The sequence below is a fragment of the Microcystis sp. M53598_WE2 genome (assembly GCF_030067735.1).
Lineage (GTDB): Bacteria > Cyanobacteriota > Cyanobacteriia > Cyanobacteriales > Microcystaceae > Microcystis > Microcystis aeruginosa.
This window is the reverse complement of record NZ_JASJFE010000310.1, coordinates 1-4473: the sequence shown is the minus strand read 5'-3', so window position 1 is coordinate 4473 and position 4473 is coordinate 1. Positions and strand designations below refer to the sequence as shown.

Below are 4473 nucleotides of genomic sequence, written 5' to 3'. Positions count from 1 at the left end.
ATTCAAAAAAGCAGGATTTAACTGGAAAGTTTGCTATCATTATCTATTCAGCGACAAACTCGCATGGTGATTTACTGCTATCCCCTAGCCGATCTAGGTCAAAGCTTAAGACGTTCTTTTATCGTGACTTTTTTGGCAGTAATCGCCATTCTTGGCGGTCTGATCCCCGAATTTTCTTGGACGACGGAGGTGGTTAGTTTTCAGTCCTCCGCTTATACTCAAGATTTTACGGCTGACCAAATCAAACGTTATGCCAAAGCAGTTTTGTCGATCGAAATCCAAAGAAAACAAGCTTATGAGGAAATTTCGCAAATTTTAGGCAAAAGTCCCCCGGCAATTACCTGTAACCAACGGGAAAGCTTTAATAATCTTCCCGCTAATGCCCAAAGAATTGCCGTCGATTATTGTAATAAGTCAAAAAAGATTGTCAAAGATAATGGCTTCACCGCATCTCAATTTAACGCCATTACTAACCGGATTCGTACCGATAATAACTTGAGACGACGGGTGCAAAATGAGATGATTCGTCTGCAGCGGGAGAATAAATAGAAAAAGTTCCTCAGTTTTTCGGGTCAAGTTGGAGTCGGGGCTACAATAAGAATGTTTTTTCCTATTGACCACTACCATGTTAACTTTTACCGAGCGCTTACCCCCCCGTCATACCGCTAGTTCACCTCCCCCAGAAACGGTACTTTTTAGCCTTCTACTCACGGCCGAAGAACGCACCCGCAGCCGTTATCGTCTCGACAGTCCCGAAGGTTTTTCCCTCTGTTTTCGTTTACCCCGCGGCACCATTCTACAGGATCGCGATTTCCTGCGGGGAGAAAACGGCGAAATTGTTCAAATTATTGCTAAACCCGAACCAGTTATCACTATTACCGCCCCTTCAACCGATTTACTCCTCAAAGCCGCCTATCACCTCGGTAATCGTCATGTAGCCCTAGAAATTAATCCTGATTATCTGCGTCTGGCCCCCGATTCTGTCCTAGAAGCAATGTTAGAAGGTTTGGGATTAACTGTAACTGAAGAAATCGCCCCCTTTAACCCCGAAATCGGCGCTTATCAGCATTATCATGACCTGGAAGAGGCAAAAAAGGGATAGTTTCAAAAGCAGCAATTCTCAGTTTTAGACACAGCAAGCCTCGTTCCCTCCCTTTTACGACTGCCAAAAACCTTGTTTAACTAAATTCCTGACAATAAGCTAAAATAACAGGGGTTTTCTGGGGTTATAGCGACGATTCCTATATCTGAACGCACCCCTTAACAAAAACTTACAATTATTCAACCATCGGCGATCGCTATCTGGGGAGGGAATGTGCAGGGTGCGTTCCCCAAAATCGATCGCCGGAGCAGTAGGACTTGCATTAGGGAACACACCCTACGGCAATAGCGATCGCACTAACGCAGAAGCTCACCCGCCCGCACCTATGAGGGAATCGAGAACACGAAACTGCTTGCGGGCGCGGGTCGGGTGGATCGCAAAGTTAGACCGGTATGTTCGATGAAATTGTCAGGCAACAGCTTTATAGTTCTCCGACATGCCCGGTCAGATGATTGCTTTACTTGCCTTGAGCGTTAAGCTTATCAGCAACACGTTCGGCTGTGAATGTGGTCGGCACGCCAGCCTGCAGCATATAGAAGCAACCTTTTAAGCCAGTGAAAGTAGTGGAGATGCCGGTGATCGATTTGCTCGCCAGGTTACCAGCATACGTCGTCTCAGAGTTGTTGAAAGTAAACATAAACATTCCCGCAACCTGGACCCATAGGCCACTAACACCCTCACCATTAGTCCAAGTCCCAGTCGCATTGACGGTCATAGTAGTCTTACTGTAACTGCCATCGCAGCCCCAATCGTAAAACAACGTCCAGTTTCCAGCAACAGCCATAATCTATCCTCCAAAGTTTTAGTTAACGACAGTGCGTAACCACATACTATACAGAAACTTTCTGGGGGTACACCCCATTTAGGAATAGATATAATTGCTCATTGGTGGGTTGTGAGAAAATAGAAATAAATACATAGGGCAGCAATTCTAAATTTGCCCTGTAGCAAGGCTTTTGGGAGTTAGTTCGCATAATACGGGGTAAAATTCAATGGGATGGCGAATTTCATTTCAGGAGTCTTCAGGCTTTTGACGTGATAGTACACCCAAAGTTGCCCCAAAAATCCCCCTTTAAAATGTTCTTTAAATCCCTAAAAGGCTTGCTGTGTCTAAAACTGAGAATTGCTGTTTAAAGAGAACGGAATCCGCTACTGGTCGCAGTTCCTAGAAAAGCCCTAGGGGTAGCTTGAGTATTTATACTTATTGCCATCCAGGTATGCTTCCCCTAAGATAAACTTGATCGGTAATCGTGCCGAACTAATTACAGAAAACTTGGGTTTAAAACCCCTTGAATGATGTTTTTATTGTATTCAGGAAGTTAAAAAAATGAAGACCAAATCGATCATAAGCTTACTATCTCTTAGCATTATAGGAATGTCAATCTATGCGGGTCAAGCTAATAGTAGTGATTACCGGGCTTTGACCCCTGAAGAAACATCACGGTTGACTGATGCTTTGCTAAAACAGGGTTGTAGGAATCCTAAAGAGATGAAATTTGATGTTGAGACTAACCTATTTGAAGCAGAAGATGCTGTGTGTGAGGGAGGAAGAAAGTATGATATTTACCTTGATAAAAACTTTAGGATTGTTTCAATGAAACCAGACTAAAAGATCAAATCCCTGAGAACCTTTTACTGGTCGCTGCGAAGATTACCGATCAGGTATAACAAAGCCATTCTGACAGCGACACCACTGGTAACTTGTTGGGAAATCAGACTAAAATCGGGATCGTCCATTAAATCGGAACTAATTTCCACTCCCCGATTCACAGGACCGGGATGAAGCACCTTCACCCCCGGTTGACAGGATTGCAAACGAGGACGAGTAATGCCAAAACTTTGATGATATTCCCGTAAACTGGGCAAAAGATTGGCAGTCATGCGTTCTTTTTGCAGTCGCAGGGTCATCACAAAATCGGCCTTTTCTAAAGCTGGTTCTAAATCCCAGTGGAGAAATAGGCGATCGCACAATTCCCCAAAATATTTCGGCAGCAGGGTGGGGGGTGCCGACAAATGTACTTCTGCTCCTGCCGTGGTTAAACTCCAGATATTGGAACGAGCGACACGAGAATGGAGTATATCCCCGACAATAGCGATTTTTTTGCCCTCTAACAGTTCTAAACGGGGATTTTCCTCATCTAACAGACAACAGATCGTAAACAGGTCTAAAAGTCCCTGGGAGGGGTGTTCGTGTTGACCGTCCCCAGCATTAAGAATACTGACCCCCGATTCTAGACGGTCCATTTCCCCCGCAATCAAATCGGGAACCCCCGACTGTTGATGTCGAATGACAAAAATATCCGTACCCATGGCCACATAGGTTAAAGCGGTATCGAGAATCGTTTCCCCCTTAGTCAAACTGGAACTACCCGGGGCAAAATTAAGAACATCGGCCGAAAGACGTTTCGCCGCTAGTTCAAAACTACTACGGGTGCGGGTGGAAGGTTCAAAAAAAAGATTTGTCACCACTTGTCCCTGTAGGGCCGGCACTTTCTTGGTACGTCGGGAAAGAACTTCACGAAAACTAGAGGCCGTTTGTAGCAGGGTTTGGTATTCTTCCGGTTGCCAGTCTTCTAATCCTAAAATATGGTGTCGGATCCAAGTGAAAGCCATAGGAGTTAAGGAGGCGGTAAAAACGGCAAATTTCGTCTATGCTATTGTAGGATTTCTTTGCATCAGGTTAATAAATAGGGTTTATGAGAATTAATTTTTCCTTGTGTCAGATCACTCTTGCGATCGCTTTATTTCTCAATCCCTTGCCGGCGATCGTTGCCCAGACTGCCACCTCTGGGGAAATGGTATCACCGACCACGGGCATTAATTACACTCGCCTGAAAAATTTCCTCGCTCAACAAAATTGGCGGCAAGCTAACGATGAAACCCGTAATTTAATGCTGAAAGCAACCGGACGGGAATTACAGGGCTGGTTTACCATGGAAGACCTGCAAAAATTGGCCTGTTGGGATCTGCAAAAGATGGATCAACTCTGGAAAGAAGCTTCCGGGGGTCGTTTTAGTTTCAGTACCCAATTTCGCATTTTTATCGAGACGGGTAATCGACCGGGGCGCTTAGTGGCGATCGAAAATTTTCAAACTTTTGGCGATCGCATCGGTTGGCGTAAAGATGGTGATTGGATTATTTTTAAAGAAAATCTTAACTATACCCTCAATGCTCCCGTCGGTCATCTGCCGGCGCCCCGGGACGAATATCAGATCGCCGGTGGTCGCCTAGAATACACCACCCTCGCCCAAAGATTAGTTACCTGTAATATTGTTAGCTTAGGGCAAAGCAAACAATAGACCTCTTGTAAAAATCAAAAATTGTTGTTAGGGTTAGGAGTCAGTAGTCAGTAGTCAGTAGTCAGTAGAATT

6 protein-coding genes are annotated in these 4473 nt (G+C 44.8%); 4 read left to right on the top strand and 2 right to left on the bottom strand.

Annotation, left to right across the window (positions count from 1 at the left end):
- Positions 1–63: 63 nt before the first annotated feature.
- Complete coding sequence (locus PX636_RS06730) at positions 64–549, top strand: DUF4168 domain-containing protein (RefSeq protein ID WP_044034669.1); 486 nt, start codon at positions 64–66, stop codon at positions 547–549.
- A 76-nt stretch (positions 550–625) separates the two neighbouring features.
- Positions 626–1102 carry an urease accessory protein UreE gene (gene ureE, locus PX636_RS06725; RefSeq protein WP_288116565.1) on the top strand — a complete coding sequence of 159 codons (477 nt, stop codon included), beginning with the start codon at positions 626–628 and terminating at the stop codon, positions 1100–1102.
- A 457-nt stretch (positions 1103–1559) separates the two neighbouring features.
- Here the strand turns inward: ureE and PX636_RS06720 are convergent, their stop codons facing one another.
- Positions 1560–1886: a hypothetical protein gene (locus PX636_RS06720; protein ID WP_288116564.1), complete on the bottom strand. Its 327-nt coding sequence runs from the start codon at positions 1884–1886 to the stop codon at positions 1560–1562.
- Between the two features lie 543 nt (positions 1887–2429).
- Here PX636_RS06720 and PX636_RS06715 point away from each other — a divergent pair.
- Positions 2430–2711, top strand: coding sequence for a hypothetical protein (locus PX636_RS06715; RefSeq protein ID WP_002795780.1), 282 nt, complete (start codon positions 2430–2432; stop codon positions 2709–2711).
- Between the two features lie 23 nt (positions 2712–2734).
- On the opposite strand, the gene PX636_RS06710 is transcribed toward PX636_RS06715, so the two are convergent.
- Positions 2735–3715, bottom strand: a complete 981-nt coding sequence (locus tag PX636_RS06710) for an aspartate carbamoyltransferase catalytic subunit (protein ID WP_002795782.1) — start codon at positions 3713–3715, stop codon at positions 2735–2737.
- Between the two features lie 83 nt (positions 3716–3798).
- Here PX636_RS06710 and PX636_RS06705 point away from each other — a divergent pair, with 83 nt between their 5' ends.
- On the top strand, positions 3799–4401 hold the full coding sequence (locus PX636_RS06705) for a GUN4 domain-containing protein (protein ID WP_002768949.1): 603 nt from the start codon (positions 3799–3801) through the stop codon (positions 4399–4401).
- Positions 4402–4473: the final 72 nt, after the last annotated feature.

Excerpts from the sequence above, each read along its gene's own strand:
- PX636_RS06730 (WP_044034669.1), top strand. The coding sequence starts at position 64 with ATGGTGATTTACTGCTATCCCCTAGCCGATCTAGGTCAAAGCTTAAGA.
- ureE (WP_288116565.1), top strand. The coding sequence starts at position 626 with ATGTTAACTTTTACCGAGCGCTTACCCCCCCGTCATACCGCTAGTTCA.
- PX636_RS06720 (WP_288116564.1), bottom strand. The coding sequence starts at position 1,886 with ATGGCTGTTGCTGGAAACTGGACGTTGTTTTACGATTGGGGCTGCGAT.
- PX636_RS06715 (WP_002795780.1), top strand. The coding sequence starts at position 2,430 with ATGAAGACCAAATCGATCATAAGCTTACTATCTCTTAGCATTATAGGA.
- PX636_RS06710 (WP_002795782.1), bottom strand. The coding sequence starts at position 3,715 with ATGGCTTTCACTTGGATCCGACACCATATTTTAGGATTAGAAGACTGG.
- PX636_RS06705 (WP_002768949.1), top strand. The coding sequence starts at position 3,799 with ATGAGAATTAATTTTTCCTTGTGTCAGATCACTCTTGCGATCGCTTTA.